This is a genomic window from Streptomyces sp. NBC_00016 (assembly GCF_045040885.1).
GTDB classification, from domain to species: Bacteria; Actinomycetota; Actinomycetes; order Streptomycetales; family Streptomycetaceae; genus Streptomyces; species Streptomyces coriariae.
The window spans coordinates 6,023,466-6,049,738 of the sequence record NZ_CP108304.1; the positions used below are offsets into that span (position 1 = coordinate 6,023,466).

Annotated in this window: 27 protein-coding genes and 1 tRNA gene; 24 read left to right on the plus strand and 4 right to left on the minus strand. The window is 68.6% G+C overall.

Annotation, left to right across the window (positions count from 1 at the left end):
* Positions 1-8: 8 nt before the first annotated feature.
* On the minus strand, positions 9-2,390 hold the full coding sequence (locus tag OG933_RS26675) for a lamin tail domain-containing protein (RefSeq protein ID WP_405633523.1): 2,382 nt from the start codon (positions 2,388-2,390) through the stop codon (positions 9-11).
* A gap of 760 nt (positions 2,391-3,150) precedes the next feature.
* Here OG933_RS26675 and OG933_RS26680 point away from each other — a divergent pair.
* The 5 genes from OG933_RS26680 to OG933_RS26700 all read left to right on the plus strand — a co-directional run bounded on the left by OG933_RS26680 (position 3,151) and on the right by OG933_RS26700 (position 7,089).
* Positions 3,151-3,561: a hypothetical protein gene (locus OG933_RS26680; protein ID WP_362522611.1), complete on the plus strand. Its 411-nt coding sequence runs from the start codon at positions 3,151-3,153 to the stop codon at positions 3,559-3,561.
* 539 nt (positions 3,562-4,100) lie between these two features.
* A complete protein-coding gene (locus tag OG933_RS26685) occupies positions 4,101-4,448 on the plus strand; it encodes a hypothetical protein (RefSeq protein WP_405633525.1) in 348 nt (115 codons plus the stop codon).
* A gap of 9 nt (positions 4,449-4,457) precedes the next feature.
* Positions 4,458-5,870: a caspase domain-containing protein gene (locus OG933_RS26690; RefSeq protein WP_405629193.1), complete on the plus strand. Its 1,413-nt coding sequence runs from the start codon at positions 4,458-4,460 to the stop codon at positions 5,868-5,870.
* 192 nt (positions 5,871-6,062) lie between these two features.
* Positions 6,063-6,521: a GntR family transcriptional regulator gene (locus OG933_RS26695; protein WP_405629195.1), complete on the plus strand. Its 459-nt coding sequence runs from the start codon at positions 6,063-6,065 to the stop codon at positions 6,519-6,521.
* A 1-nt stretch (position 6,522) separates the two neighbouring features.
* Entirely contained in the window at positions 6,523-7,089 is a 567-nt protein-coding gene (locus OG933_RS26700; RefSeq protein WP_405629196.1) for an HD domain-containing protein, read from the plus strand.
* Here the strand turns inward: OG933_RS26700 and OG933_RS26705 are convergent.
* Together OG933_RS26705 and OG933_RS26710 are read right to left on the minus strand one after the other, a co-directional pair.
* Positions 7,077-7,550, minus strand: a complete 474-nt coding sequence (locus tag OG933_RS26705) for an NUDIX domain-containing protein (RefSeq protein ID WP_405629198.1) — start codon at positions 7,548-7,550, stop codon at positions 7,077-7,079. The genes OG933_RS26700 and OG933_RS26705 overlap by 13 nt on opposite strands.
* A gap of 2 nt (positions 7,551-7,552) precedes the next feature.
* Positions 7,553-8,320, minus strand: coding sequence for an XRE family transcriptional regulator (locus tag OG933_RS26710; RefSeq protein ID WP_267019658.1), 768 nt, complete (start codon positions 8,318-8,320; stop codon positions 7,553-7,555).
* A 521-nt stretch (positions 8,321-8,841) separates the two neighbouring features.
* On the opposite strand from OG933_RS26710, the gene OG933_RS26715 reads away from it, so the two are divergent.
* The 15 genes from OG933_RS26715 to OG933_RS26785 all read left to right on the plus strand — a co-directional run bounded on the left by OG933_RS26715 (position 8,842) and on the right by OG933_RS26785 (position 21,010).
* Positions 8,842-9,024, plus strand: a complete 183-nt coding sequence (locus tag OG933_RS26715) for a hypothetical protein (protein ID WP_405629199.1) — start codon at positions 8,842-8,844, stop codon at positions 9,022-9,024.
* An 81-nt stretch (positions 9,025-9,105) separates the two neighbouring features.
* The gene (locus tag OG933_RS26720) at positions 9,106-9,486 is read left to right on the plus strand and encodes an RNase adapter RapZ (protein ID WP_267019660.1); all 381 of its coding nucleotides are present in this window, start codon (positions 9,106-9,108) and stop codon (positions 9,484-9,486) included.
* Between the two features lie 106 nt (positions 9,487-9,592).
* Positions 9,593-9,883, plus strand: a complete 291-nt coding sequence (locus OG933_RS26725) for a hypothetical protein (protein WP_405633527.1) — start codon at positions 9,593-9,595, stop codon at positions 9,881-9,883.
* Positions 9,880-10,998 carry a conjugal transfer protein gene (locus OG933_RS26730; RefSeq protein WP_405629201.1) on the plus strand — a complete coding sequence of 373 codons (1,119 nt, stop codon included), beginning with the start codon at positions 9,880-9,882 and terminating at the stop codon, positions 10,996-10,998. Before OG933_RS26725 ends, OG933_RS26730 begins: the two co-directional genes overlap by 4 nt.
* Positions 10,995-11,612: a GGDEF domain-containing protein gene (locus tag OG933_RS26735; protein ID WP_405629203.1), complete on the plus strand. Its 618-nt coding sequence runs from the start codon at positions 10,995-10,997 to the stop codon at positions 11,610-11,612. Before OG933_RS26730 ends, OG933_RS26735 begins: the two co-directional genes overlap by 4 nt.
* Positions 11,609-11,947, plus strand: coding sequence for an RRQRL motif-containing zinc-binding protein (locus tag OG933_RS26740; protein WP_405629205.1), 339 nt, complete (start codon positions 11,609-11,611; stop codon positions 11,945-11,947). The genes OG933_RS26735 and OG933_RS26740 overlap by 4 nt, the downstream gene beginning before the upstream one ends.
* Positions 11,948-12,205: 258 nt before the next feature.
* Complete coding sequence (locus OG933_RS26745) at positions 12,206-14,434, plus strand: cell division protein FtsK (protein WP_405629206.1); 2,229 nt, start codon at positions 12,206-12,208, stop codon at positions 14,432-14,434.
* A gap of 139 nt (positions 14,435-14,573) precedes the next feature.
* Complete coding sequence (locus OG933_RS26750) at positions 14,574-14,849, plus strand: hypothetical protein (protein WP_405629207.1); 276 nt, start codon at positions 14,574-14,576, stop codon at positions 14,847-14,849.
* Positions 14,846-15,040: a hypothetical protein gene (locus OG933_RS26755; RefSeq protein WP_200726460.1), complete on the plus strand. Its 195-nt coding sequence runs from the start codon at positions 14,846-14,848 to the stop codon at positions 15,038-15,040. Before OG933_RS26750 ends, OG933_RS26755 begins: the two co-directional genes overlap by 4 nt.
* Before the next feature lie 15 nt (positions 15,041-15,055).
* Positions 15,056-15,520 (plus strand): hypothetical protein, encoded by a 465-nt coding sequence (locus tag OG933_RS26760; RefSeq protein WP_405629209.1) that lies wholly within the window; start codon positions 15,056-15,058, stop codon positions 15,518-15,520.
* Between the two features lie 123 nt (positions 15,521-15,643).
* Positions 15,644-16,372: a DNA methylase gene (locus OG933_RS26765; RefSeq protein ID WP_405633528.1), complete on the plus strand. Its 729-nt coding sequence runs from the start codon at positions 15,644-15,646 to the stop codon at positions 16,370-16,372.
* Positions 16,369-17,247: a DNA primase gene (locus tag OG933_RS26770; protein ID WP_405629210.1), complete on the plus strand. Its 879-nt coding sequence runs from the start codon at positions 16,369-16,371 to the stop codon at positions 17,245-17,247. The genes OG933_RS26765 and OG933_RS26770 overlap by 4 nt, the downstream gene beginning before the upstream one ends.
* Positions 17,248-17,575: 328 nt before the next feature.
* Positions 17,576-19,123, plus strand: a complete 1,548-nt coding sequence (locus OG933_RS26775) for a YfjI family protein (RefSeq protein ID WP_405633530.1) — start codon at positions 17,576-17,578, stop codon at positions 19,121-19,123.
* 339 nt (positions 19,124-19,462) lie between these two features.
* Positions 19,463-19,690, plus strand: coding sequence for an excisionase family DNA-binding protein (locus tag OG933_RS26780; RefSeq protein ID WP_205070345.1), 228 nt, complete (start codon positions 19,463-19,465; stop codon positions 19,688-19,690).
* Positions 19,691-19,774: 84 nt separating this feature from the next.
* Positions 19,775-21,010, plus strand: coding sequence for a tyrosine-type recombinase/integrase (locus tag OG933_RS26785; RefSeq protein ID WP_405629212.1), 1,236 nt, complete (start codon positions 19,775-19,777; stop codon positions 21,008-21,010).
* A 709-nt stretch (positions 21,011-21,719) separates the two neighbouring features.
* Here the strand turns inward: OG933_RS26785 and OG933_RS26790 are convergent.
* Positions 21,720-21,791 (minus strand) — tRNA-Cys (locus tag OG933_RS26790).
* A 219-nt stretch (positions 21,792-22,010) separates the two neighbouring features.
* On the opposite strand from OG933_RS26790, the gene OG933_RS26795 reads away from it, so the two are divergent.
* The 4 genes from OG933_RS26795 (at position 22,011) to OG933_RS26810 (ending at position 26,062) form a co-directional block, all read left to right on the plus strand.
* Positions 22,011-23,516 (plus strand): MFS transporter, encoded by a 1,506-nt coding sequence (locus tag OG933_RS26795; protein ID WP_362522610.1) that lies wholly within the window; start codon positions 22,011-22,013, stop codon positions 23,514-23,516.
* A gap of 42 nt (positions 23,517-23,558) precedes the next feature.
* Positions 23,559-23,756 carry a hypothetical protein gene (locus OG933_RS26800; protein WP_142264566.1) on the plus strand — a complete coding sequence of 66 codons (198 nt, stop codon included), beginning with the start codon at positions 23,559-23,561 and terminating at the stop codon, positions 23,754-23,756.
* Complete coding sequence (locus OG933_RS26805; RefSeq protein WP_405629213.1) at positions 23,756-24,124, plus strand: type II toxin-antitoxin system death-on-curing family toxin; 369 nt, start codon at positions 23,756-23,758, stop codon at positions 24,122-24,124. Before OG933_RS26800 ends, OG933_RS26805 begins: the two co-directional genes overlap by 1 nt.
* A 135-nt stretch (positions 24,125-24,259) precedes the next feature.
* Entirely contained in the window at positions 24,260-26,062 is a 1,803-nt protein-coding gene (locus OG933_RS26810) for a DEAD/DEAH box helicase (protein ID WP_054240231.1), read from the plus strand.
* The last annotated feature ends 211 nt before the right edge of the window (positions 26,063-26,273 follow it).

Here is a 26,273-nt window from a genome sequence, read left to right on the forward strand (position 1 = left end):
CTACGCGGTCAGCCCCTGCGGCACCGGCTGACGTCGATCCGTACGACCTGCGGGTCGTGATCGCTGGCCTGGTCGGCGAACTCGGCGTTGATGTGCACCACGTCGTAGTCGTAGTGCGTGACGGCCGGGCTCGTGAGGATGTGGTCCAGGGTCTGCGAGTTGCCGTCGTAGACGTAGGTGTACCGCTCGGCGGCCGGCAGGGTGGTGATCAGCGGCTTGAGCACCTTGCCGTCGGTGAGCGTGGTGACGGTCTGGGAGAACTCGTAGTCGTTGAGGTCGCCGAGCACCACGGTCTTGGCGTTCCGGTCCGCCGCGAGCAGGGACTTGACGAAGGTGTTCACCTCGGCCGCCTGCGCCTGGCGCTGGGTCTCGGAGCTGCGCGACGGCGGCTGGTAGCGGCCGTGCAGCGGCTGGTCGCCGCCCTTGGAGGTGAAGTGATTGGCGATCACGAAGACCGTCTCACCGTGGAAGACGAACTCGCCGACCAGCGGCTTGCGGCTGTTGTCCCAGGCGTCGGAGGCCGGGTCGATGCGCCCGGGGGAGGCGGTGAGCTTCGCGCCCTTCCTGGTCTTCACCACGCTGGTGGCCGTGACGGCGTCACCGCCGGCCCGGTCGGTGAAGGAGACCCGCTTGGGGTTGAAGAGGAAGACCTGACGGATGTTGCCGCCGGGCTCGCCGCCGTCCTGGTTGTCGGTGGGGGCGATGTAACGCCACTGGTAGCGGGGGCCGCCGGCGGCGCGGATGGCGTCGGTGAACCGCTTCAGGGTGGCCTCGGAGGTGACGGTGCCGTCGTTGGTGGCGCCGTTGTCGTCCTGGATCTCCTCCAGGGCGACGACATCGGGGGAGTTGAGGTTGACCGCGACACCGTGCGCGAGCCGGTCGATCTTCTCCTGGGCATCCAGCGCGTCCAGGTTCTCCACGTTGTACGTGGCGACCGCGAGCTCGTCGCCCTTCTGCCGCCGGGTCACCTCCGGCTTCAGCCCGTTGTCGACCAGGGTGCCGAGCTGCGTGGCCTGGACGTTGTAGCCGCCGTAGGTCGAGTAGTCGAGCGGTCCGGTGGTGGTGCCGGACAGTTCGTCGCCGACGTCGGCGGAGGGGAAGGAGGCGGTGGTGTCGAGCGACATGACCTCCAGCCGGCCGGTGTTCGGCTGGTCGTAGGAGGAGTAGAGCGTCCCGCCGCGGGTCGTGGCGTTCTCGTCCGGCTTGACGGTCACCCACAGCTCGCCGTACGCGTCGCTCGCGCCGACGACACGGGCGTCGGAGAACGCGACCCGCATCCCCTCCGCCGACTCGTAGAAGTCCTGGGCGTACACGGCCGGTTCGAGGGCCGACGACTCGATGCTGCCGCCACCGGCGGTGGGGATGTACGCGGCGGGGACGCTGGTGGCGTCCACGGTGACGGCGGCGGGCAGCGCGTTGCCGCTGGACAGCACGGTCGCGGTCGGAGCGGTGAGCTCGGTGACCGACTGGCTGGTGCTGCTCGGGTAGTACTCGCTGACCTTGCCGCTGACCAGCACGGAGTCGCCGACGCCGACGGTGGGTGTGGCGGACCCGGTGTACACGAACACGCCCTCGCTGGTGCGGGAGTCGGCGTCCGCGGCCGGATCCTGGATCCAGTACCCCTTGGACCCGGTGGTCCGCACCCCGGTGACGATGCCCGGCACCCGGGTGACGGTCTGCCCGGCGAGCGGGGAGAGCCGGGTGGTGCCCTGGATGTCGTGGACGCGGACGGTGCCGGGCGTGGTCGGATCGCCGCCGCCGTCCCCGCCGCCGTCCCCCGAACCGGGCGTCTGTCCGGCGGAGTTGACGGGTGAGGGGGTTCCGGCCGAAAGATCGGCGGCGTTGTCGTCGGTGTCGCCCAGGGCGGCGCCCCGCGCGACGGCGGCGGTGTTCGAGGCCCCGGTGGCCGGCCCGCTGCCCTCCCGTACGAGGGCGCTGCCGTAGCCGACCAGGTCGACGATCCGGCCGTCGGCGGCGCAGTCGGCGGCGGTCTTGCACGTCAGGGCGGTGGTGCCGGAGACGAGCGCGATGGTGCCGCTGGTGGCGCTCATGGCGACCGACCCGGTGGCGTCGGCGGTGGGCAGCGCGGTGCTCCCCCCGGTCCCGGCGGCCTCGGCGACGAGGAAGCGCCCGCCGGGGGCGACGGACCCGTTCAGCGCGGTCACCTGCCACAGCGAGGACGCCGACGGCGCACCCGGCAGGTACTGCACGCTGTACCCGGCCAGGTCATAGGCCGCCGACCCCGCGTTGCCCAGCTCGACGAAGTCCCGGGTCAGGGTGGCCCCCGAGTTGCCGCCACCGCCGTACACCTCGGAGATCACCGCGGTGGCGGACGGCGTCGCGTAGGCGGCGGGCAGCGAGGTGATGGCGAACGCGCTCGCCACACCCACGGATATGAGCGCGTAGGCGGCACGGCGGGGTCTGTTTCCTACGGGTCTGGACACGCTGGAGGTCTCCTCGTACGTCGTGTACGGCCGATGGCGGTGTGGGGGAGTCGGCTCAAGTTACGCGCGTAGAGAGGGGCTTGTTAAGGGGTCGTAGGTTAAATCGGGGGAACGGAAAGGTGAGTGTTGCCGGGGCGACGGGTGCGCCGGCGGATCGACGAGGCCGACCCATGCCGATGGATCCGGTGGTCCTATGGGAAGCGTTCCCTTCCGGTCGAACCGCCGTGGGAGTCCCCGCCGCTGGACATGGCCGACCGGGGAAACGGGCCCCTGACCAGGGCCGAAGAGAGTTGCCGGACAGCGCTCTCGGAGGCGCTCGCTGGTCTGCTGGACCGGCTTGATCTGCTGGCACCGAGCTCCGAGGCGGGGTGCCCTGCGGCACGACCTGCGAGAGCTCCGGACCGCGCTGGGGCGAACTCCGCTCGACATGCGGCACGTTCACGCGCTGATCAGGCGGGTGCAGGCCCAACTGGACCTGGCGGAAGCACCGGAGGAAGCACGGTTGGACGAGAGCTGAGGCGCACGGCCGAGAGCTGAGACGCACGGCCCAGAGGGCCGGGTCGCGGCCGTCGGTGACCCGCCCGGCGGCCGTCGACGGTCCGGAAGGGTACGGTGCGGCCGGCCACCCGCTCCCGTAGCACACACCCGAGGGGGCGAATAGGCTGGTCGTAGGGGGTCGGCATGGTTCGATCCGAGGGAGCCTTCCATGACGAAGAACAGAAAGGGCGCCTGGCGCGCGACGGGCATCGTCACCGCACTCGCCACGGCCGCCGCGATCGCCTCCGTCGCACCGGTTCAGGCCCAGTCCACCGCTCAACTGTCCGCGTGGGTCAGCGACGGCTGGGGCGGCGGCACCATCACCAGCCAGCCCGCCGGCATCAACTGCCACCAGACGGCGTGGGATCCGTACGAGGCCGACCCCGAACCGCAGCCCTACCCGACCGGCACCTGTACCGCGAGCTTCGAGGTCGGCACGACGGTCACCTTCACCGCCACCCCCGACTCGGGTTCCTACATCAACGACGGCCCCACACCGAACCCCGTCACCATCCGGACCGGCTACAACTTCACCTGGGTGATGTTCTGCCCGGACGGCGGCCTCTGCTCCGCAGGCTGACGACAGGCCGACGACAGGCCGACGACCGAGAGGGCGGCACCCCGAAGGAGTGCCGCCCTCTCGTTCTGCCTGGTCAGGCCAGTCAGAGGCCGTGGCGGGAATTGAACCCACGTACCTCGCTTTGCAGGTTTGTCGGTGCTGGTCAGGGCTTGATGCGGAGGGGTTCACCGGCGTTCATTCCCGTGTGGGCACTGCCCCACCAGGGCGGAGTGAACGGCCTCGAACGGTCGCGTACGGCGGTGAACGAGACGGAAAATGAGACGGGTGGGGCTCATGGCGGCGCGCTGCCCTGAGCCCCGTAGGTCAAGAGGCGGGAGTCGACAGGCACTTGGCCGTCTCTTGTCCGACTGTGAGTGCCCCCGGACGCCTCGCCCGAACTATCTTGCATGGCTACACATGCGGACAAATTTACATGGAAGGCATCTATGCATCTTAAATGCATAGATAAGACTTACCGTGTCATTGGGTGATCGTGTGGAGAAGTAGCTACCAATCGAGGTGGCGGGCCATAGCATTGCGGCATGGATGCGGCACGCAGCATGTACCTCAGGGCGGAATCGAGCAGCGGCGAGGAAAGCGAACCGCTCGCTTCTTTCTACAAGTGGCTCCTTCGAGATAGCGATGTTTCCGCAGCGACAGTAAGTCTGGTGCAGGGTGAGGCGCATCCGGGTGCCATGTCGGGTGGGCTAGAAACAGTACTTGCTGTGACTGAGCAAGTCGGCACCCTCGCCAGCCTGGTGCTTGCGTACCTAACCTGGCGCAGCAGTGGGCAAGGTGGTGATACATCTCTTCGCATCACGATTGAGAGAGACGGGGAAACGATGCAGATACAGAACCTTACGGACAGTCAACTCCGAGACGTCATAGAGCGATTTGGTCAGAGGTAGGCTAGTCGCGTGAGTAGCCTTCCAGATCCGGAGGGGTCTAGGGTCGTTTTGGTCGGATCGGCTGAATATCGCCATTTTGAAGATCTTCCAGCGGTTAGGAATAACCTCTCCGGGATAGCTGGGGCCCTAACTGATCCGAATATTTGCGGAATATCATCTAGTGTCCTGCGGGTGATTGAGCAGCCGAAGAGTCCGGCAGAAGTTCTCGATTTCACTTATGATGCGGCAGAAGGCTGCACGGACACGCTCATATTTTACTTTGCAGGTCACGGGTTAACGTCTCCACATAGTGACGATCTCCTGTTAGCAGTTCCTGATACTCACCCTCGCAGACCTCATTCCGCGATCCGATTCGATGACGTGCGCATGGCTATTCTCTCTGCCCGGAAGGCGCCGAGGAAGCTAATCATCCTGGATTGCTGCTTCAGTGGCAGGGCGATGGTTGGTTCAATGAATCATTCCGTCGATCTCGCCACACGTTCAGAGGTTGAAGGTAGCTACATTCTCACAGCAGCTGCGGAAACCAAGACGGCCTTGGCGCCACCCGGAGATCACTACACGGCATTCACCGGTGAATTTTTGTCCCTGCTTGATGAAGGTTGCGAGGATGCTCTGAGTAATCTGGATATGGGCACTTTGTACACCCATCTTTACGACCGATTGGCCGCTAAAGCGCGACCTCGTCCTCAGCAGCGAAATAGGAACGCTGGAGCAAGCATCGTACTTGCCAGGAACAGGTACATCCGGGCTAGCTCTGGCAACTCAACTGTCGACCTGGCTCGACTGGCGGACTATATAGAGGAGCAGAAGAAAGCAGGGATGGACCCGTTGAAGGTGCGGGCTGAGGTGCTGGCCGACCATCTTTCCTATCAAGCGCGAATGCGTAAAGGATTCTCCCTTGCCCACTCCTTCCCGGAATTCAGGGAAGAAGTGTGTGAGGCGCTGGTAGCGATGGGCGATCAGTCCGACTTCTCGCTCAGCGACAAGGCGGAGCTTCTGGGTATCCTGGCTCGCTTGAACTGGAAGTCAGATTTGATGAAAAGGGAGCTCCTTGAACTTGCTAAAGCGTCACATCCGTATGGAATGTTGAGCGATAGAGCAAAGGCTTGTAATCAACTTGCTGCGCTGCGGGAAAGGGATCTGGCTATTGAGGGGCACATGAGCATACTGATGGATTCGGAGATATCGCTTTCAGGGCGTTCGCTTCAAGCGCGTCACATGGCCCGGACCTTTCCGGAACAAAAGAACGTGGCGCTGCGGGTTATGTGGGCGGCGAGTCGGGATCAAAGCATCGACGCACTGAGGCGCATTTCGATCCTGCGCGACATTTGCGACTTGGATCCGAAATGCATTGATAAAGCGACACGCTTGATTGCAGAGATTAAAAACGGCTCGATCTCGAATGTGCAGAGAAAGAGGTAAGGGGATCTTTCTTTCTGGTTCCTGATACGCGCATGCCTGCACTTCGCGGACCGAGACGTGCAGAGTGCGGACGAGCCGGGGACCGAGAGAGCCCCGTCATGACTGGGTTGGCCGACCAGGGAGCGGCTGGTCGCATCTGGCATGGGAAGCTAGGGAGGGCATCGCAACAGTCGTTGGCGAAGAGGAGGCTACGTGCCGCAGGCCAGTCCGCGAGATACGTACTTGCAGGTCGCTGAAGCGGTGAAAGCCCAAATCGAGGCGGACCCCGAGATGACGGTGCTTCCGTCTGCCCCAGAACTCATGCGCGAACACAAGATCTCGCGTGGGGTCGCGCTCCGTGCCTTCGGCGCTCTCCAGAAAGACGGCGTTGCCGAACCCGTGCCAGGGGGGCGGTTCCGAGTCGTACGGGCCGGTGAGCCAGTCGACCGCCGGCCGTTGGAACAGCGGTTCGCGGACATCATTACGGATGAATACCTGGAAGCCGGGGCAGCGTTTCCGAGTGCGTCTGTCTTGGCCGAGCGGTTCGGAGTCTCACGTCCCACCGTGACCAAAGCTCTCGACAAGCTTGAGGCCGCTGGCGTACTGGCGAGCGAAGGGCAGGGCAGGGTGCGGACGGTCCGCACCGTGCCGAATCGAGAGGAGCGTTCGTAGCTTGTCGGAACTTACGGAATGGGCCTATCCCCTGGCTGAGTCCCTGCTGGCCGAGCCGCTGCCGCGTCGCTGGAAGCATTGCCTCGGAGTGGCCGAGCGGGCGCGCACCATCGCGCTCATCCTCGGGGAAGATGCCGAGTTGCTTGAAGCTGCGGCCGTGCTGCACGACATCGGCTACGCACCCGACCTCGCCAAGACCGGTTTCCACCCGCTCGACGGGGCCCGCTACCTTCGCGACATCGTGCACGCCGACGAGCGGGTTGTGAACCTGGTGGCTCACCATTCCTGTTCGTGGATGGAAGCAGAAGCCCGGGGGCTGCGCGAGGAACTTGAAGCCGAGTTTCCGCGCGAGCGCGCGCACCTCAATGACGCGCTGTGCTACTGCGACATGAACACGACCCCGGACGGGGTGCCCACCAATCCAGTGGACCGGATCAACGAGATTGCTGGCCGGTACGGGCCGGACAGCCTGATCGGGACGTTCATCCGCCGAGCTGAACCGGAGATCCTCGCGAGCACTTCACGCGTGCTCGAACGCGTCGCTGCCGAGAAGCGTCAGCCGACGTAAGGGGCCATGCGTGTCCGGTCCATCGCGTGCTCGATCCGGAGCCGCATGGTGGGGTGGACGTCTAGCTTCGACAGGTCCGATGGGGCGACCCATCGGACTTGAGTCGTCTCATTGCTCGTGCGCACCTCGCCCCCGACCGGACGCGCGCGGAAACAGATGCTGAACTGCTGCCGGACCTCGCCGTCGTCGTACTGCATCACGTGGCCGGGGTCGGTATAGATCCCGGCCATGTCGACGACTTCGGCCCTGATTCCGGTCTCCTCCCAGACCTCGCGGACCACGGTGTCACTGATGGACTCGCCGACGTCGTGGCCACCGCCGGGCAGTGCCCACCGGCCGTTGTCGGACCGCTGGATCATCAGCACCTGTCCCGCATCGTTCTGCACGAACGCAACGACGGACGGCACCACCGAGTTGGCCGGCGGGGCATCGGGGTCATGCAGGTAGTCAATGCGTCCCATGGTCAGGCTCCTGTGATGCTTGCGATGTCTTGATCTGTGATCGGCCGGGCATTGTCCCAGGTGTGTTCGAGGCTATTCGCGTACGTGTCGAACAGCCCGCCGCCGGGCAGACGGCGTAGATGCAGGACCGGGGCCATGTACGCGCCGATGCCATAGACGTGGGGGTTCACGAGCATCTCGTCATCGGACCGGTAGATGGAGTTGTAGAGCGTGGAATCATGCAGCCGGACCCCGATGTCGGGATGACTCTTCATGAGCGGGCGGTAGTGCAGTAGGGCGTTCCGAATCTTGCCGCCCATGATCCGATGTCCCTCGTCTAGGCCGCGCTGCTCGACTGCCGCACAGTCGGGGTCCCCGAGCAGGATGCGCACCCGGGCGCCTGCCTCAACCTTCGCCTTGGCGAGGTCGTGAAAAACCGGGTCCTCAGACAGGAAGAGCCCGGAGTAGACGAGCACGTCCACGTTCCGTTGGGCCCGCCCATAGATCTCTCGCCAGAGGCCGGACGGCACCGTGTGCCGATGCGGGTAGATCGTGACGATCTCAGCTTTCGTCAGGTCCGCCGCGCTCTCAACGGCCCGGTCGTCGTCCCACAGCGTTGTGACGTCTACCTTGAGCGCTGCGGCCGTCGCGTACTGGTGTCGCCGATACGGAACCTTCCCCTTCGTGATCCAGCGTTCGACGGTCTTCGGGTTGACGTCGATCTCTTCGGCCAGTGCCTGAACCGTCATGCCGCTGGCTAACAAAGCAGACCGCAAGCGCTCGTTGGACATCTGTACCCCCGGTGGGACGTCTAGGGACCTCTTGAAGGTACTCAGACGTCCTTGAGGTGTCCACGCGCGAGGTAACCAAGTCCCGTGACCTGGGGCGATTCTGATGGTGCGCCAAGAAGTCCAGGCGCAAAGCCCAGAGGTTCCGTCGCTGCACTTGACGGGACCCCATGCAGTACCTGTAAAACAGGTACTGCAACCACGTCCGGAGGAAAGCCCGAGGGGGCGAGTACGAAGGCAGCGTTCGTTCTTTGAGAACTCAACAGAGTGCTGACCCAGCCACCTGAACACGGGTGGTCGATGGGTGCGGGTCACCACCCCGACCGCCTATGTCGGGCCGGGTGACCTGCCCTGATCCGCGCTTCGGGGCGGCGACGGCATGTGTGATCCGGCTTCCGAAGAACCTTCAGCGGCTTAGCCGCTACATCCCCGGCCCGGCCGATCTCGGGTCTACGCCTCGAATGCGGGCCGGGGCACTCCCGCTGACCAGCGGGCGGCCACTCACACCCCAAGAGGAGAACCTCATGCGATTCCGTAACAGCGCCTCCGCCGCCGCCTCCGCCGACCGGAACAAGGACCGCACCAGCGGCGACCTGAAGCGTGAGTACGACCTGATCACCCGCGAGCGCGCCGGGGGCCACAACACGCTCAGCGCGATCAACGCGCAGAACGACATTGCTCGCGAGCTGGAGCGCCGGGGCCGCTGACCTGGAAGCCCCGATGGTCCCAGGCCGGGTTCGACTCCTGGCCGGGGCACGCATCGTCCGTCCTCTTCGCCTGGAGTCTGCATGAGCACCATCGAGATCGTCTCGTTCGGCTACCTGCACGACGCCCCGCCCGCCGCTCACCTCACGATCGATCTGCGGCACCACTTCCGTGACCCGCATGTCTCGCCGGCGCTGCGGTACATGACCGCGGACGACGAGCCGGTACGGACTGCGGTGCTGGGCACGCCCGGCATCACTGACCTGGTGGAGGCCACCGCCGTCGCGGTCGACGCGTTCGCGTCCGGCCCGAGCGCCGGGTCAGTGACCGTCGCCGACGGGTGCGCGGGCGGCCGACACCGGGCCCCGACGTTCGCCGACGCGCTCGCCGAGCGGCTGACGGCCGTCGGCTACCAGGTAAGCGTCCGTCACCGCGACCTGGACAAGGACGTCGTCCAGCGCTAGACGCCCCCCTCACTCATCACCCCATCGCGGGGCGGTCGCACTCCCGGACAGGACAGCCGACCGCCCCGCGCCATCCCGACGCATCAAGGAGAGACCCACCATGCGTATGCGCAACTTCGTCGCCGGCCAGGAAGCGCACGGCGACACCGAGTTCGCTGAACTGGCGCTCGGTATCGACATCGACCTGTTCCGGGGCCCGCTGGAGCCCGAGACGGACGATGAGCGTGCCGCCCGTGAGGACGCGGCCCGTGACATCCTCGCCGACCTGCGAGAGGAGGCGGCCAGCGGTGACGAGATCGCCGGTTGGGACGCCCTGTACGCCGACGCGCTGACCCACACGGTGCCGTTCCTGCGGGCCGCTCGCGGTCACCGCACCGAGGCGGGGGAGGCGGCATGAACGCGGACCGCAAGTCTCTGACCAGGGTTCAGATCGGCGTACTCACGGCCGCGTTTGTGCCCATGCTCGCCACGGGCGTGGTCGGGGGTATCGGCACCTACAGCAACATCGGCCACGCCTACGGCACGGGGACCGCGCTCGGTGCCCTCGGCGCCGGTGAGGGTGCCACGGCCGTGCTCGCCCTGGTCCTGCTGGGACTGACCATGCTGGGCCAGTCCTCACCCCGCGTCGTGCGGGCCGGGCTGTGGGCGTTGCCGGCCGCCGCCGCTGTCATGGGCGCCATGGCCGCGCCGGACCCGGGCCGCACGGTCGTCTACGCGCTGACCCCGATGGGCATGTCCGTGTCGGCTGAGGGCATGGCGTTCCTCGCCCGCCGGATTGTCGTGCACACCGACGGCCGCGACGCGGAGAACGAGCGGCGCACCGCCGACATCGTCCAGGCCCTCGCCTACCACCGCGCCCGCGCCGTCCACCACCCGAGCGATTGGGTCAAGAGGTGGTCGGAGCGCAAGTCGTGGCGCCTCGCCCGCAAAGTCGGGGTCGGGGACACGGCGTTGGGATCGAGGCTGCTCGACGTTCAGCGCGACCGGATCACCGGCGGCGCCGATGCTGCCCTCGCCTCGATGTTCGGCTCTGCGGTCCTCGATTCCTCCCCGGTCACAAATGCGGAGGAACTTACCGGAAGTAGTCGAGAAGGGTCTACCTCTGATCTGCCTGTATCGACCCCGCCGACGGTCGTCCTGACGCGGCTTGCGGTCCCCGACCCGGCGCCGGTTGACCTCGGCAAGTCGGGCACCGGCATGAAGCCGATGCCCGCCGTTGTCCCGGCGGTGAAGCTGGTCCCGATCGCCCCGGCCCCCGCCCGTTCGGTCCCGGCCGCGTCGACCGCCCCACGTCGTGCGACGGGCCGTGTCCCGGTCGCCGCCAAGTCGACCCGCACCCGACGCACTCCTGAACAGCTCATGGCGGAAGCGCGCAAGGCCGTGGCCGGTCTCCCGGACGCGGAGGTGACCGGGGAGGGCATCCGCCGGGCCCTGCGTACCTCGCCGGCGAACGCCCGCATGCTGCGTGACGCCCTGCTCGCCGAACGCGCCACCACGGCGGTGACGCCGTGAACACCCTCGCCGCGCTCTTACCGGCCCTGCCACCCGCCCTTGGATGGGCGATACACGCCCGGTGGCTGCACGGACGGCTGACCACGGCCCGCCGTGACCCGCTGACCGGACTGTGGACGCGGGATGCGTTCACTCGGCGGGCCCGCCGCCTGCTGCGCGACCCGCGCGCCGTGGTTGTGCTCGCGGACGTCGACCACTTCAAGCAGATCAACGACACCCACGGCCACGCCGCCGGTGACGTCCTGCTCGCCACAATCGCCACCCGCCTCACCCACGGCACCACGCCAGGCGGTGTCGTGGGACGGCTCGGTGGGGACGAATTCGCCGCCGTCGTCGTCGACCGCGACGGCACCATGGCCGACGGGCTGCACACTCTCTCCCGCGTCCTGGCCCGACCGCTCGACACCAACCCCGACGTGCACACCACGGTGTCCCTCGGATGGGTACGGGCCGTCGACCACCCGGGCGAGGCCCTGTCCGCGCTCCTGCGCCGCGCAGATGAGGCCATGTACGCGGCCAAGCGGTCCGGCCGGTCCGGTCCCCGCAGGGCCCGTCTGGGGCGCCTGCTGGGGTCGGTCGCCGGACGCCGTCCCGGACGACGCGGCGCCGCATGAGCACCCTGCCGGTCTACCGATGGCACCTCGCCCCGGACGGATACGCCACCCGCCGCCAACTCCGAGCGCGCAACCTGCGCCCCGGTGGTCAAGGCGTAGCAGCGCAGCTCGAACGGCCACGCCGCCGACGCGGTCCGCTGGTCGCCTACCTGTACCGGGTCGAGCTGGCCAAGCCGGTTCGGCCCATGACGCCCGCGAGGTGGGCGGCCCTGGAAAAGGCCAATGCCGCCCGCCGCGTGTGCCCCAAGTGCCGCCGCGACGCCGGATATGTAGTCCCGCCGTCCCTCGGCATGTGCGTGCCCTGCGCCTACCCCGAGGGACAGCGCGCCGCGTGATCTACAGGCTGTCGAGGAAGTTCAGGACGGCTTCCAGGATTCGCTTTTTGCGGCGGTGTGCCTTGCTGCAAAAGCGTCGCCTTCGCCACCGACTCTGTGGCTGCGGCACTGGCTGGCCGCACCACTTGCACGGCCGCGTCCTGGACTCGGATATGCCCATGCCACCCCCCGTAGCACCACGATCCGGCGGGGTCCGTCCGCCCACCTCCTACAGCGACGGACGGACCCTGCCTTTCCTCCCCTTGGAAGGGACGTTCAGTGAAGCACCCCGACGACGAGAACGAACTCTTCAACCGGCTCGAAGCCGACATGGCGGCCGACTCGCACGGCGAGGTGGTCGACCTGGACAAGGCCCGATCCGCCCGCGCAGAGTCGACAGACCCGGCCTCCCGACCCGGTGCCGACCGGTCGGCCGACTCCCGCCCGGGTGAGTCGGGTTCGGAGTCGGCCGACCCGACCGCGCGCGTGTCGGTCGACTCGCCGACGTTGAAGGCGGCCGGTCCGGGCTACCTCGGTCGGCTCGCCGCCGCGCAGCGCCGTCCGGTCGTCCCGGCGTGGCTGCGCTCCCTGGCGGAACTCAAGACAGCATCGGCATGGGTGGCCCGCCACTACGCCCACACGGCCGGGTACCACGCACTTCGCACCCCGGTCTACGCCGCGCGGCTCGCCTTTCAGGCCCCGACCGGCGCCGCCCGGTTCGTCGGAGGAACGATGCGGTGGGCAGCCGACCGCGAGGGCGAACCCGTCCGCCTCGCCGCCGTCCGCCGCGAGGACGCAGCCGAGTACCTCAAGCTGTCGCGGCAGCGTGACGGACGCGTGCGGCTGCGCACCCTGGTCACCGTGCTGGGGATGTTCATCGGACTTGGTACGGCGCTGGCCCTGTACGTGCTCGCCCCGGACTGGCTTCAGGCCGTGTCCGTGACCGCGCTCGTGATGGCGCTCGGGGCGGTCGGCCGCAAGGCGGACGCGCCGATCGTCCACCGGGCGGTGGAGCTGCCCAAGGCCACGAAACTCACCAGTGACATCGTGCTGCGGGCGCTCGGTGCGCTGGGCATTACGGCGATCAACCAGGCTCAGGCCAAGGGGCGGGACGGGTTCGAGTTCACGGCCCCGATCACCCGCGACGGCCCCGGTTGGCGGGCGCAGGGCAACCTGCCCTTCGGCGTGACGGTCGCGGACGTGATGGACCGTCGCGACCGGCTCGCCTCCGGTCTGCGCCGCCCGCTGGGCTGCGTGTGGCCGGAAGCGGCGTCGGAGGAGCACCCCGGGCACCTGGTGCTGTGGGTGGGCGACCAGGACATGAACAAGGCCAAGAAGCCGGCATGGCCGCTGGCCAAGGCCGGGACGGTCGACCTGTTCAAGCCGGTCGCGTTCGGCACCGACCAGCGCGGACGCTGGGTCGACATCACCCTGATGTTCATCGCCGGCATCATCGGCGCGATCCCGCGCATGGGCAAGACGTTCCTGCTGCGTCTGCTGCTGCTCATCGCCGCCCTGGACCCGCGGGCGGAACTACACACCTACGACATGAAGGGCACCGGCGACCTCGACCCGGTCGGCGACGCCGTCTCGCACCGGCACGCGGCCGGCGACGACGACGAGGCCATCGGCTACGCCCTCGCCGACTTCCGCGCCCTGCGCGAGGAACTGCGGCGCCGGGTCAAGGTCATCCGCTCCCTGCCCCGGGACATCTGCCCGGAGAACAAGGTGACCAGCGCACTCGCCGACAAGCGGTCTCTCGGTCTGCACCCGATCGTCGTGGGGGTGGATGAGTGCCAGGTGCTGTTCGAGCACCCCGAGCACGGCAAGGAGTTCGAGGAGATCGCCACCGACCTGGTCAAGCGCGGCCCCGCCACCGGAATCGTGCTGCTGCTGGCCACGCAGCGCCCGGACGCCAAGTCGCTGCCCACCGGCATCTCCGCCAACGCGGTGGCCCGCTGGTGCCTGAAGGTCATGGGCCAGACCGAGAACGACATGGTGCTGGGCACGTCCGCCTACAAGCGCGGCGTGCGGGCCACCATGTTCGCCTGGGGAGACAAGGGCATCCACTACTTCGTGGGCGAGGGTGCCGACGCCCGGATCGTCTCCTCCGTCTACGTCGACGGCCCCGGCGCCGACCTCATCGCGGCCCGCGCCCGCAAGGTCCGCGAGAAGTCGGGCCTGCTCACCGGCTACGCGGCCGGCGAGAGCGCGGAGGCGGTGACCGGGCCGTCCTACGACCTGCTCGCCGACATCCTCGCCGTCGTCCCCGCAGCGCAGGCCAAGGAGTGGTCCGAAACCGTGGTGGCCAGGCTCGCCGAACTGCGCCCGGACGTCTACGACGGATGGGAGCCCGACGCGCTCGCCGCCGCGCTCAAGCCGCACGGCATCGCCACCATCCAGGTCGGCCGCCGGGTGGACGGAAAGGTCGTCAACCGGCGCGGCATCGACCGCTCCCACATCACGACCGCGATTGCGGAGCGTGACGGAAAGCGGGACGCGGGCTGACCTTCGGGGTCGCTAACGATAGCGGCACGCCCCGCTAACGTTAGCGGCCCCGCTAGCACTGCAAACCTGCGTTGATCAGGCCGCTAGCGGATAGCGGCCCACCTGCGGAAACCCCCGAATCCCGCCCGGAGGGCCCCTCATGACCTCCATCCTCCTTGCTATCGCCTGCCTGCTCACCGTCACGCTCGGTTACGGCGGGCTGTGTGCGGCCTCGCCGTTCGGCGACTGCCGCAAGTGCCGTGGCATGGGCCACGCCCTCAAGACCGACCGCAAGGGACGGCTCAAGCGCGGCAAGGACTGCCGTCGCTGCAAGGCCACCGGCAAGCGCATACGCGTCGGCCGCTGGCTCTACAACCGCTGGGCGCGCATCTACCGCGCCGGCACCGACACCCCTCGCCCGGAAGGCTTCCGATGATCCTCAACATCTCCGCCGTCCTGCTCTTCGGCGCCGCCTCCGCATTCGCCGTCAAGACCAAGTCCGCCGGCGGCGGCGCCGCCCTGGTCCTGTTCCTGTTCGGGTTCTTCGCCGCCGGGACCGGCGCGTACGAGCCCATCCACAACGTCGTGCAGGCGTCCGCCGAAGCCCTCGCCGCACTCGGCAACTGAGAGGAGACAACGACCATGAACGAACCCACCCGCAACCCGGCCGCACGCGACACGGCGGCCGTGGAAGTCCACTACCCCACCCCGCTCGCGCCCGTTCACGCGGCGCCGCTCCTGCCGGTGCAGCCCGGGGCGATCCCGGCCGTGGCGAGCGTCGTCCTGCCGGACGGCCGCGTCGTCACCGGCTACGCCGTCAGCCCCACGCAGCCCGACCCGGTCGCCATCCGGCCGGTCGTGTCCCGCACGGCGGTGAACGTCGCTCTCGGAGGCGTCGGGTTCCTCGCCGTGTGCGGCGGACTGCTGCTGCTGACCACGTTCATCACCGCACTCACCGCGCTGATCACTCAGCTCATCGTCCTGGCGGCTGTGATCTTCGGCGGGTGGATCGCCGTGCAGATCTTCAGCACCCGCCCCACGGGCGGCGGCAACACCTTCCACATCCGCAAGGCGACGTTCAAGCGCAACCACTTCAACGGTCAGTAGCTATGCCCGTGGGCGGCAGCACTCCCGGACAAGGACAGCCCGCCGCCCACGGTCTCCGATCCCGACGTTGCAGAACAGGAGACCTACAGCATGACCGAACCACGTGCTTTCGGCGAGGGCCCCATGGTCCTGGCTACCCGATCGGGGCGAGTGCTGCCCCGGCCGCGTCTGTTGGATCTGTTCTCGTGCGCCGGCGGCGCCGGCAAGGGGTACGAGGACGCCGGGTTCGAGGTGGACGGATGCGATGTCGCCCACCGCCCGAACTACCCCTTCCCGTACCACCACGGCGACGCCCTCGCCTATCTCGCCGCCCTGATCGCGTCGGGCGAGATTCGCCGGTACGTGTTCGTCCATGCCTCGCCGCCGTGTCAGGGCAAGTGTGCTCTGACCGTGGGGACCAACCGGTCTCAAGGGTGGGGCGGCACGCACGAAGACCTCGTGGCCCCCACTCGTGATCTGCTCGAACAGACCGGCCTGCCGTACGTCATCGAGCAGCCCAACGGCCGCGCGGAGATCCGCAAAGACCTCACCCTGTGCGGTGAGATGTTCGGTCTCGGGGTGATCCGGCACCGCAACTTCGAGTTGGGCGGCTGGACCGCCGAGCAGCCGGCGCACGTCCCCCACCGTGGCCGGGTGCGCGGGTGGCGGCACGGCGAGTACTTCGACGGCCCGTACGTCGCCGCGTACGGCAATGGCGGCGGCAAGCCCACCGTTCCCGAACTCCAGACCGCCATGGGCATCACGTGGACCGACGTGCGCGAGGAACTCACCGAGGCCATCCCGCCCGCCTACACCGAGCACATCGGCCGCGCTTACCTCGCGGCGACCGAGACGCTGGGGGTGGCGGCATGAGCGTGACGCCCGAACCCCTGCACGTCGCCCTCGCCCTCGCGGCGGCCGGTGTCCCGGCGCTGCCGTTGCGGCAGGGCAAGGCGCCGTTCGGCAACTGCCGCATCTGCAAGGACAGTGCCTGCGGTGACCGGCCCAACATGAAAGCCGCGGGCCCTTGCCGATGCCCTGCGCCCTGCCACGGATGGGCCGCCGCCACCACCGACCCGCACGTCCTCACCTCGCCCGCATGGGCCCCGGCATGGCGCCACGCCGTGGCGGTCGCCTATCACCCCGGCGGGGCCGGGGTGACTGTGGTCGACCTGGACCACGCGGCGGCGGTCGCATGGGCCCGCGAGACCCTGCCAGCCACCCGCACCGTGCCGACGACACGGGGCGAGCACTGGATCTACCAGGGGGCCATGCGCTCGTCCAACGCGGTCCGGCCGGGCGTAGACGTCAAATCTCTTATGCAGTACGCCCGTTGGCTGGGGCCCGGGACCGGCCGCATGGTCGACCTGCCGGCGGCCGTGCGCGCCCTCGCGGTGAAGGAAGACACCACCCCCGCGCGCAGCGAGGTGGTCTATTCTCTCCCGGCACGCGCCACCTGGGACCGGACGGTCGCCACCGGGTGCCGCCACACCGAGCGCTACGTACGCACCGGCCTGGAACGCGGCCTCGCCCTCGTACGGGCCCGTATCGAATCCGGCGCCGGATCGCAGGCGTTCGGCGTCGCCCGGTTCCTCGCGGCCCAGCACGCTCGGTGCCCGGGTCCGTGCGGACTGACTGTGATCGGGGAGGAGATCGTGGCCGCCGCAGTCTCGGTCGGTGTCCCCGAGGCCTACGCCCGTCGCGCCGTCGCCAACGGCCTTGAGGCGGCCCCGGAGCGTGCCGCATGAACAATGCATCCCATAACCCCAAAAACAGTCGTCAGGGCGCCGTGCAGGGCCCGCTACGGCCGTCCGTGGGCGAACCGAAGGATGCCGCCCGTCAGGGCGTCCGAATCGCTGTTCGCTCTAACCCGGGCACAGTCACCGTCACCGGCATCCAACCGGGCCTTGAGATCCGGTGCGAGGGCGTGACGGTCGCGGACTGGCTCTGCGCATGTGGGCACCACGAACGCGCCCGGGGCCGTGCCGCCGTCATCGCCCTGCAAGCCCGCGTCATCGTCGGCATCTGCCCCCACACCACCACCGAAGGGAGGGCAGCCGCATGAACACACAGCCTGTGGACAACGCCGAACTATGGGCCGGACTGCCCACCCTGGAAGAACGGCCCGGCGAGGACGACACGGCGCCGGACGTGTGGGAGGACCCCATCCCTCTCACCGGCCGCCGCGAGCGTCCGCCGTTCCCCGCCCACGTCTTCCCCACCTGGCTGGGGGAGTTCGTGGCGGCCGTCGCGGAGGAGACACAGACCCCGGTCGACCTCGCCGGATCGATAGCCCTCGCCGTGCTCGCCACGGCCGCCGGCGGCCGCTCAGTCGTCCACGTACGCGGCAACTGGCGTGAACCCACCAACCTCTACACCGTGGTCGCGCTCCCGCCCGCCAACCGCAAGTCCGCCGTGTTCGCCCTGCTCACCAACCCCCTGTACGAGGCGGAGAAACAACTCAAAGCCGCGATGAAGCCCGTCATCGTCGAGGCGGAGGTGACCGCGAGGCTGGCCAAGGAAGCGGCCGACCGGGCCGCCGCCAAGGCAGCATCCGCCGACACGGAGAAGCGGGAACAGATGGTGGCCACGGCCGTCGGCCTCGCGCAAACCGCCGACACGCTCACCGTCCCCGCCGAACCGGTCCTGCTCGCCGACGACTCCACACCCGAGACCGTCACCTCACTCATGGCCGAACAGGGCGGCCGGCTGTCCGTGATGAGCGCTGAGGGCGGCATCTTCGACATCATCGCTGGACGCTACTCCGGGGCCCCCAATATGGAGGTCTTCCTGAAAGGGCATGCCGGGGACCGGCTGAGGGTCAACCGGCAGACCCGCCGCGAGTACATCGACGCCCCCGCCCTGTCCATCGGCCTCGCCGTCCAGCCCGACGTGCTGCGCGACATCGGCAAGGTGAAGGGGTTCGACGGACGCGGACTGCTGGCCCGCTTCCTGTACTCCCTGCCCCCGTCCACGGTCGGTGAGCGGAAGATCCTCACCGACCCCATCCCCGGACAGACCGCCGCCACCTACACCCAGCGCGTCGTCGACCTCACACTGTCTCTCGCAGGATGGACCGACCCCGCCCTCATACAGCTCAGCCCAGAAGCAGACACAGCCCTGATCGCCTATCAGAAGCGCATTGAGCCACAGCTCAAGGGGCGCGGTGGCAAGCTGGGCCACATCTCCAACTGGGCCGGAAAACTCGCCGGGGCGACCGCCCGCATGGCCGCGCTGCTGCACCTTGCCGAGCACGGCGGCAACGGCTACGCCCACCCGGTCACCGAACACACCATGGCCGCCGCGATCGAGCTGGGGGAGTACTACACCGCCCATGCCCTCGCCGTGTTCGACGTCATGGGTGCGGACCCGGTCCTGTCTCGGGCCCGCAGCGTGCTGGAGGCACTGAGGGACAACCGGTGGGAGGACGTCAGCCGACGGGACGTCTTCACCGCCCTGTCCCGCAGCGAGGTCCCGACCGTCGCCGACCTCGAACCCGCCCTCGCGCTGCTGGAAGACCACGGATACCTGCGGTCCTACCAACCCGAGCGCACCGGCAAGCGCGGACGTCCCCCGGCGCCCCGCCTCGCCGCCCACCCCAGCCTGAGGGACAGCGGCCGGTGACCACCGGCCGCGCCCCCAACCCCTCCCGCACAAACCGCAAAATCCGCAGAAAAGCCCGGACCCCTCGCTGACCTGCGGCGGGACCCTCGCCCGGCATCGGCGAGGGGCCTGCCGCACAATCCCGCGATATTCCGCAAAAAACCGAGCACCACCCCCGCGCTGGGACCGGCGACCGGCCGCCCCTGATTTTTGCGGAATATCGCGGGTTTCTGCGGAGCACTGCCCATCACCACCCGCACACCGCATCACCGCAGGTCAGAAACCATCCCCCGCTTTTCTGCGGATTTTGCGGTTTGTGCGGCGGCACTTGCCCATGAACTCAGCCCCACGGAGTGAGCCTTGGACGAACACGCCACCCTCCCCGCCCCCGCCGACGACGACGCGACCCTCGTACTCCTCAAGGTTGAAGAGGCTGCCCGCCGACTCCGCATCGGCCGGACGACATGCTTCGCGCTCATCCGCACCGGAGAGCTGGAGTCCGTCATGGTCGGCGGTCTCCGCAGGGTCCCGGTCGATGCGCCGGCCGCGTACGTGACCCGTCTCCGCACCGCCCACCGCGCCGCTTGACGACGCCCGGGGCGGCGGCACTCCCGGACAGGACAACCCGCCGCCCCGGTCCCCATCCCGACACCGAGAAGCAGGAGTCTGCCTGTGGCAGAAGAACAGAAGCGCACCCGACAGCCCAACGGCCGCAGCTCTATCTATTTGGGCAAAGACGGCAAGTGGCACGGCCGCGTCACGGTCGGCATCCGAGATGACGGCACGCCGGACCGCCGCCACGTCGAACGCAAGACCCGGGCCGAAGTGACGGACGCCGTACGTGAGCTGGAGAAGCAGCGCGATGCCAAGACCGTGCGGAAGCCGGGCAAGGTTTGGACCGTCAAGACGTGGCTGACGCACTGGATCGAGAACGTTGCGCCCCTCGCCGTCAACGACAACACCATGGTCGGGTACCGCGTCGCCGTGCGGAAGCACCTAATCCCGGGCTTGGGGGCTCACCGTCTCGACAGGCTCAAGCCCGAGCACATCGAGGTGTTCTACGCGAACATGCAGGCCAACGGCAGCAAGCCGGGCACCGCCCACCAGGTGCATCGCACTTTCCGAACCGCCCTCAATGAGGCCGTACGGCGAGGGCACCTCGGCAAGAACCCCGTTCAGTTGGCCAAGGCCCCGAAGACGGGGGAGTACGAGGTGGAGCCCTACAGCGTCCGCGAGGTACAGCGGTTGCTCAAGGCCGCTGACCAGCATCGCAACTCCGCACGGTGGGCCGTCGCCCTCGCCCTCGGACTGCGTCAAGGCGAGGTGTTGGGGCTGAAGTGGGAGGACGTGGACCTTGAGGGTGGGTTCCTCGTTGTCCGCCGTAGTCGCCACCGGCCGCAGTACGCCCACGGGTGCGCGGAGCCCTGCGGACGCAAGGCCGCCGGGTACTGCCCGGAGAGGCGCCGAACCAACCCGGAGTTGTCCACCACCAAGTCCCGTGCCGGCCGTCGTGCCGTCGGTCTCCCCGAACAGCTTGTTGACCTATTTCGGGTCCACCTTGAGGTCCAAGAAGAGGAACGAAAGGCAGCCGGGAAGCGCTGGGAAATGAACGGCTTGGTCTTCCCGGATGAGCACGGTCGCAGTCCGTCACACCGTCGGGACTGGGCTGAGTGGAAGGCTCTGTTGCGAGAGGCGGAGGTTCGGGATGGACGTCTGCACGACGCACGCCACACGGCTGCCACGGTCCTGCTCATCCTCGGTGTGCCCGAGCGTGCAGTCATGGGACTCATGGGGTGGTCGACCACCGCAATGGCAGCTCGATATCAGCACATGGTTGATGCGGTACGAGCTGACGTTGCGAGGCAGGTCGACGGGCTTATCTGGCAGTCAGAAGCCGACCGGCTGTAAGGGACAAGCTGGCTGACCTGTAAAACCGCAGGTGAGCTAGTCGGAATCCAAATAATAGATTCACCCAAACGGCCTAAGGGTCTTACCTCTTTGGAGGGACCCTCAGGGGCGGCTGTGCGTGCACGCACATCTATTCGTCCAGCTGAGAGGCGCAATACGCCCCACGGCGCTCCCGCATGTGCACGCACGCACATTGGGGACTCGTAATCGGGTTGGTTAAATCCTCGCAGCTGAGCGGGGGGCTATGAAAACGCCCAGGCGTCGCAAACCAACGGGTGCACACCCCCCGCTCAGCAATCCCCTGCACTGCAATGCGAGGAGGACGTATCCGTTGTCACACATCAGGCAGCCAATCGCAAACCTTGTGCCACGCGTTCGAGCCGTCTGGGGCCGCATGCTGCACGGCTGCTGGAGACTCAAGGCTGTAGGGGCGCGTCTGGACCGAGCTCTGCACCGACGCAGGCGGTTGCTCTCGGAGGAGGTGCTGAAGGGCGCCGCCCGTCAGCTGGGCTCAGTCTGCGTCGCCATCGTTTGGTGGTGGTGGACACACAGGTAGAACGTGTTGAAGCACACGCGCGACTGAGCGACCGTCTGCCAGCTGGTTACCAGGGCGTGTGCAGAGCAACTGAGACGGAAACTGAGACGGACGGCCAGAAGGACGGCACCCCTGGAGGGTGCCGCCCTTCTGTTTTCCCTGGTCACAAACCAGAGGCCGTGGCGGGAATTGAACCCACGTACCTCGCTTTGCAGGCGAGTCCCTAAGCCACTCGGGCACACGGCCAGGTCGGGAGTGGGGTGTTCGCCCCGTTCCGAACTTGGTAGGTCGACCGTACGGGTGGGGTGAGGAGGGGCTCAAGGGGGACGCGGGGGCTGCAATGGGACTGCCACACGCCGTTCATGAAACGGGAGTGCGGGGCGGTGGTCGTAGGACCATCGTCCCGGGCGCGGACCCGTCTTCCGACAGGGGTCAATGTCGGTTGTGGACCTTACGCTGGCCCTCATGGCTGCCCTCGAACCCCGCGACACCGGTGTCGCCGACGATGACCCGCCGTCCCGTCCCACCGCAGCTGCCGCCGTGGAGCGTGCCGCAGAGAGCGGCGATCCCGGCGGGACCGTTCTCGGGCGTTCCTACCGGGCCCTCACCATCGGGATCGTCTCCGTCGTGCTGCTCATCGCCTTCGAGGCGACCGCCGTGGGGACCGCGATGCCGGTGGCGGCGCGGGAGCTCGACGGGGTGGCGCTGTACGCGTTCGCGTTCTCCGGGTACTTCACCACCAGCCTGTTCGGGATGGTGTTCGCCGGGCAGTGGTCGGACCGGCGGGGGCCGCTCGGGGCGCTGGGCGGTGGCATCGCGGCCTTCGCGGCCGGGCTGCTCCTCTCCGGGAGCGCCGGGGGCATGTGGGTGTTCATCCTCGGGCGGGCCGTGCAGGGGCTCGGCGGAGGGCTGGTGATCGTCGCCCTGTACGTCGTCGTCGGACGGGCCTACCCGGAGCGGCTGCGGCCCGCGATCATGGCCGCGTTCGCCGCCTGCTGGGTCGTGCCGTCCGTGGTCGGGCCACTGGCCGCCGGTGCGGTGACCGAGCAGCTGGGGTGGCGGTGGGTCTTCCTCGGGATACCCGCCCTCGTGGTGCTTCCGCTGGCGCTCGCGCTGCCCCAGATACGGCGGCGGGCGGGCGGCCCCGTGGAGGGCATGGCCGCGGGCGCCTTCGACCGGCGGCGGATCCGGCTCGCCCTCGGGATCTCCCTCGGCGCCGGACTGCTCCAGTACGCCGCCCAGGACCTGCGGCCGGTCTCCCTCCTCCCCGGCGCCGCGGGCATCGCGCTGCTCGTGCCCGCCGTGCTCGGGCTGCTCCCGCGCGGCACCTGGCGGGCGGCCCGCGGGCTGCCGTCCGTCGTGCTGCTGCGCGGGGTGGCCGCGGGGTCCTTCATCGCCGCCGAGTCCTTCGTGCCGCTGATGCTCGTGACGGAGCGGGGCCTGAGCCCGACCCTCGCCGGGTTCTCGCTCGCGGCCGGCGGGGCGACCTGGGCGCTGGGGTCGTGGGTGCAGTCGCGGCCGTGGGCGGAGCCGTACCGGGAGCGGCTGATGGCGCTCGGGATGGTGCTGGCGGCTGCCGCCATCGCCACCGCGCCCAGTGTCCTGGTCCACTCCGTGCCCGTCTGGACCGTGGCCGTCGCCTGGGGCTTCGGGTGTCTGGGGATGGGGCTGGTGATCGCCGCCTCGAGCGTGCTGCTGCTGAAGCTGTCCGCCCCCGAGGAGGCCGGGGCCAACTCCGCCGCCCTCCAGATCTCGGACGGGCTGTCCAACGTGCTGCTGCTGTCCGCGGGAGGTGCCGCCTTCGCGGCGCTCGGCGGCGGGAGCGTGGCGCATACGGCGTCGGCCACGGCCACGGGCGCGGCGTCCGCCGGTTCGCACCCGGCCGCCTTCGCCGCCGTCTTCCTGCCGATGGCGGCCGTCGCGCTGTTCGGGGCCTGGGTGACGACGCGGCTGCGGGCGGAATCGCGATAGAACCAAGTGGTACCGGCCGGTACCGGCCGGTACCGTCGAGGCATGGCCGGACTGAACCTGCGCTTCACGGACGAGGAACTCGACGCCCTGCGTGAGCGCGCCCAGGCGGAGGGACGCAGCATGCAGGCCTTCGCGCACGACGCGGTGCTCAAGGCCGTGCACGAGCACGCGCGGCTCTTCGAGGAGGCCGCCGAGCACGTGCTGCGGGCCAGCGCCGAGTTGAACCGGAGGCTCGCCTGATGCATTACCTCACGCTGCCCGAACTGCTGAACCTCACCCGGCGGCTCGAGGCGGACGAGGTGCGCGACTACGGACTGCTGGACTCCGCCCTGGCCCGCCCCCGGTCGAGTGTGTTCGGGCAGGACGCCTACCCGGACGTGTGGCGGAAGGCCGCGGCGCTGATGGAGTCCCTGGCCCGCAACCACGCTCTCGTCGACGGCAACAAGCGCATCGCCTGGTACGCGACCTGGGTCTATCTGCACCTGGCCGGTCATCCGCTGGACGTGGACTTCGATGTGGACGAGGCCGAGCGGTTCGTGCTGGACGTGTGTCAGGGCGCCCTCGAGGTGCCCGGGATCGCGGCCCGGTTGCCGCGCTTCGCGCGCTGAGCCGCCGCCGCCCGTCCGCTGTGACCTGAGTCCCACCCGCGCACGACCCGGCCTTGTTCGCTCGTTGACGGCGCCGGGCCGCCGGTAGGGTGGCCCGGTTGTCATACACAGCCGAGAGCCCCGAACCCGGAGACCGTGACTACCACCGCCGCTTCCTCCACCTCCCACTCCCACCACCTGTCACCGGCCTTCCCGGGCCGAGCCCCCTGGGGCACCGCGAGCAAGCTGCGGGCCTGGCAGCAGGGGGCGATGGAGAAGTACCTCCAGGAGCAGCCGCGCGACTTCCTCGCCGTCGCCACACCCGGCGCCGGCAAGACGACCTTCGCGCTCACCCTCGCCTCCTGGCTGCTGCACCACCATGTCGTGCAGCAGGTGACCGTGGTCGCGCCGACCGAGCATCTGAAGAAGCAGTGGGCGGAGGCGGCCGCGCGGATAGGGATCCGGCTGGACCCCGAGTACAGCGCGGGCCCGCTCAGCAAGGACTACCACGGCGTCGCCGTGACGTACGCGGGCGTCGGCGTCCGTCCGATGCTGCACCGCAACCGGAGCGAACAGCGCAAGACCCTCGTCATCCTCGACGAGATCCACCACGCCGGTGACTCCAAGTCCTGGGGCGAGGCCTGTCTCGAGGCCTTCGAGCCCGCGACCCGTCGCCTCGCGCTCACCGGTACGCCGTTCCGCTCCGACACCAATCCCATCCCCTTCGTCACCTATGAAGAGGGCAACGACGGGATTCGGCGGTCGGCCGCCGACTACACCTACGGGTACGGCTCGGCGCTCGCCGACCAGGTCGTCCGGCCCGTCATCTTCCTCTCCTACAGCGGAAACATGCGCTGGCGGACCAAGGCGGGGGACGAGATCGCGGCGCGGCTCGGCGAGCCGATGACCAAGGACGCGATCAGTCAGGCCTGGCGTACGGCGCTGGACCCGCGCGGCGAGTGGATGCCGAGCGTGCTGCGCGCCGCCGACCAGCGGCTCACCGAGGTCAGGAAGGCCATCCCGGACGCCGGTGCGCTCGTCATCGCCTCCGACCAGGAGTCGGCGCGCGCCTACGCCAAACTGATCCGGGAGATCACCGGGACGAAGGCGACGCTCGTCCTGTCCGACGACACCGGCGCGTCCAGCCGCATCGACGACTTCAGCGGCAGCAACGACCGCTGGATGGTCGCGGTGCGGATGGTGTCGGAAGGTGTCGACGTGCCCCGGCTCGCGGTCGGGGTGTACGCGACGACCATCTCCACGCCCCTCTTCTTCGCCCAGGCCGTCGGGCGCTTCGTGCGGTCCCGGCGGCGCGGCGAGACCGCCTCCGTCTTCCTCCCGACCGTGCCCGATCTGCTCACCTTCGCCAACGAGATGGAGGTCGAGCGCGACCACGCCCTCGACAAGCCCAAGAAGGAGGGCGAGGAGGATCCGTACGCCGAGTCCGAGCAGGAGATGGACGAGGCGAACAAGGAGCAGGACGAGGACACCGGCGAGCAGGAGCAGTTCGCCTTCGAGGCGCTGGAGTCCGAGGCCGTCTTCGACCGGGTGATGTACAACGGCGCCGAGTTCGGCATGCAGGCCCACCCGGGAAGCGAGGAGGAGCAGGACTACCTCGGCATCCCGGGGCTGCTGGAGCCCGACCAGGTGCAGATGCTGCTCCAGAAGCGCCAGGCCAAGCAGATCGCGCACAGCAAGAAGCGGCCGGACTCCGAGGCCGATCTGCTGGAACTGCCGGCCGAGCGGCGGCCGGTCGTCTCGCACAAGGAGCTGATGGAGCTGCGCAAGCAGCTCAACACGATGGTCGGGGCGTACGTCCACCAGAGCGGCAAGCCGCACGGTGTGATCCACACCGAGCTGCGGCGGGTCTGCGGCGGGCCGCCGAGCGCGGAGGCGACGGCGGGGCAGCTGCGGCAGCGCATCGCCAAGGTGCAGGAGTGGGCGACCCGGATGAAGTGAGGCCTCGTCCGGGCCCCCGGTCCCTGACGGGGGCGCGAGCCACGACGTCACGCTCCGTACGTATCGGGATAAATGCAAGTAGTCCATACCGGCCACTGACCGGATTCTGGACGGAGCCTTCCGCTCAGCGAACCTGCTTCGCTACTGTCCCGCTACGCACACGCCCCGTGGCAGCGCCGCCGCGGAGCGCAGCCGTGAAGCGACTGGGCCC

Bases quoted from the DNA above. Each gene is read 5' to 3' on its own strand.
- OG933_RS26725 (WP_405633527.1), top strand. From the start codon at position 9,593: ATGCGCAACTTCGTCGCCGGCCAGGAAGCGCACGGCGACACCGAGTTC.
- OG933_RS26755 (WP_200726460.1), top strand. From the start codon at position 14,846: ATGATCCTCAACATCTCCGCCGTCCTGCTCTTCGGCGCCGCCTCCGCA.
- OG933_RS26765 (WP_405633528.1), top strand. From the start codon at position 15,644: ATGGTCCTGGCTACCCGATCGGGGCGAGTGCTGCCCCGGCCGCGTCTG.
- OG933_RS26795 (WP_362522610.1), top strand. From the start codon at position 22,011: ATGGCTGCCCTCGAACCCCGCGACACCGGTGTCGCCGACGATGACCCG.
- OG933_RS26805 (WP_405629213.1), top strand. From the start codon at position 23,756: ATGCATTACCTCACGCTGCCCGAACTGCTGAACCTCACCCGGCGGCTC.
- OG933_RS26685 (WP_405633525.1), top strand. From the start codon at position 4,101: ATGTACCTCAGGGCGGAATCGAGCAGCGGCGAGGAAAGCGAACCGCTC.
- OG933_RS26720 (WP_267019660.1), top strand. From the start codon at position 9,106: ATGAGCACCATCGAGATCGTCTCGTTCGGCTACCTGCACGACGCCCCG.
- OG933_RS26705 (WP_405629198.1), bottom strand. From the start codon at position 7,550: ATGGGACGCATTGACTACCTGCATGACCCCGATGCCCCGCCGGCCAAC.
- OG933_RS26740 (WP_405629205.1), top strand. From the start codon at position 11,609: ATGAGCACCCTGCCGGTCTACCGATGGCACCTCGCCCCGGACGGATAC.
- OG933_RS26730 (WP_405629201.1), top strand. From the start codon at position 9,880: ATGAACGCGGACCGCAAGTCTCTGACCAGGGTTCAGATCGGCGTACTC.
- OG933_RS26715 (WP_405629199.1), top strand. From the start codon at position 8,842: ATGCGATTCCGTAACAGCGCCTCCGCCGCCGCCTCCGCCGACCGGAAC.
- OG933_RS26680 (WP_362522611.1), top strand. From the start codon at position 3,151: ATGACGAAGAACAGAAAGGGCGCCTGGCGCGCGACGGGCATCGTCACC.
- OG933_RS26770 (WP_405629210.1), top strand. From the start codon at position 16,369: ATGAGCGTGACGCCCGAACCCCTGCACGTCGCCCTCGCCCTCGCGGCG.
- OG933_RS26750 (WP_405629207.1), top strand. From the start codon at position 14,574: ATGACCTCCATCCTCCTTGCTATCGCCTGCCTGCTCACCGTCACGCTC.
- OG933_RS26760 (WP_405629209.1), top strand. From the start codon at position 15,056: ATGAACGAACCCACCCGCAACCCGGCCGCACGCGACACGGCGGCCGTG.
- OG933_RS26710 (WP_267019658.1), bottom strand. From the start codon at position 8,320: ATGTCCAACGAGCGCTTGCGGTCTGCTTTGTTAGCCAGCGGCATGACG.
- OG933_RS26800 (WP_142264566.1), top strand. From the start codon at position 23,559: ATGGCCGGACTGAACCTGCGCTTCACGGACGAGGAACTCGACGCCCTG.